Annotated in this window: 2 protein-coding genes and 1 pseudogene; all 3 read left to right on the forward strand. The window is 54.4% G+C overall.

All coding sequences use genetic code 11. The features are described from left to right. Positions 1-85: 85 nt before the first annotated feature. Positions 86-769, forward strand: coding sequence for a V4R domain-containing protein (locus tag NW819_RS13265; protein ID WP_414414032.1), 684 nt, complete (start codon positions 86-88; stop codon positions 767-769). After that, the gene (locus NW819_RS13270) at positions 766-1017 is read left to right on the forward strand and encodes a hypothetical protein (protein WP_414330906.1); all 252 of its coding nucleotides are present in this window, start codon (positions 766-768) and stop codon (positions 1015-1017) included. The genes NW819_RS13265 and NW819_RS13270 overlap by 4 nt, the downstream gene beginning before the upstream one ends. Before the next feature lie 36 nt (positions 1018-1053). After that, positions 1054-1340 (forward strand): annotated as a pseudogene (locus tag NW819_RS13275) (hypothetical protein); the annotation flags it as partial.

Below are 1340 nucleotides of genomic sequence, written 5' to 3' on the forward strand. Positions count from 1 at the left end.
TTTAGACCCAGTTTTTTGGTAAAAATGCCAATTAAGAAGGGTATGATAAGGAGTGTTAAAAAATCTGATCTCTCCTCACCCAACCATGACGACTGCCCCCATTGAGATACCTCTTCAGCCTGCCGCCCAACGGCATAACCACTACAGCCGCGAAGACTTTTTCCGCTTTAATCTCTCCCAGGGATCCCTTGTGGACTGGACGGGCGCCCGCAATGTCTTGGTGAGCGAAGACTTTATCCTGGGTTTACAGCAGGGCCTGGAGGAAGAAGTGGGAGATGCCTCGGCTTCTCTGATGTACACCATTGGCCGAGAGTGGGGACGCAACGATGCCCTCCATTTTTCCCGCTGGTTTGAGGAGGAATATCGGCGCCACCCCAAGCAGAGTAATCTCATGTTTCTCTTGGAAACCTGGTGGTGGCCTCTGACCTCCCAAGGATGGGGGCGCTGGGAGGTGGAGACCGAGAGTCGGCGGCAAGGGTTTATTTTCATCAACCTCTTTGACTCCGCCGTGGCCCGCACCCTGGGGGATGTCGGTAAACCTGTCTGCCATCTTTACGCCGGATTATTTGCCGGCTTTTTTAGCACCATGGTGGAACGGCAACTGAACTGCATCGAGATCCAGTGCTACTCCATGGGAGAAAGCTACTGCAAGTTTTTGCTCGGCAGCAAAGATCGCATCGATGCGGCTGCCTTCTGGCTAAACGAAGGGGCCAGTGCTGGTGAAATTGCCCAAAAATTGCGTTCAGGTCAGGGAGTAGCTAAGGCATGACCTGGAAGATTACTTTAGAGGATTCGGTGCAGAGCTTTTTTGCCCGTCTAAATTGGGATAACCGCCCCCTACAGATGCGCTCTCTGCCAATGCCTTTTCTGCAAGTGCGGGAGCATTTTGGCTCCATCCCCTGGGCGGGGGATCCCCTGAGTTTGGCTGCGCATTCTCTGGGATCCCTGTCGGCAGCACCAGAACCCGAGCCGGCAGAAGAACAGATCACCTTGGCAGATCTGTTCAGCTTGTTTTGAGTCTCCTAGCACCCACCGACATCCGGAAGAAGCGAGATGGTAAGCCCCTTGGAGCAGATGCTGATCGAGTCGGAAGCCCGCTACCTCAAGCCAGAGGAGCTGGAGCATCTGAAGGCCTATGTTCTCGGCTGGCCAAAACGACAACATGTGTACCGAGTTTTGCGGGAACGGGAGAGCCAGGTGGTGAGCAAAACCCTAGATGCCCTGCAAAAGGAGATGCCCGACCTTTCTCCCCAAGTGTTGGATCTGTGCCGGCGACATCTGCTGTTGCTGCTGCGTCACAGCGCTATGGCCATGTTGCTGCAGGACGAAAACCTCCTGAA

Origin of the sequence: Synechococcus sp. R8-2 (genome assembly GCF_047461715.1) — a bacterium.
Lineage (GTDB): Bacteria > Cyanobacteriota > Cyanobacteriia > Thermostichales > Thermostichaceae > Thermostichus.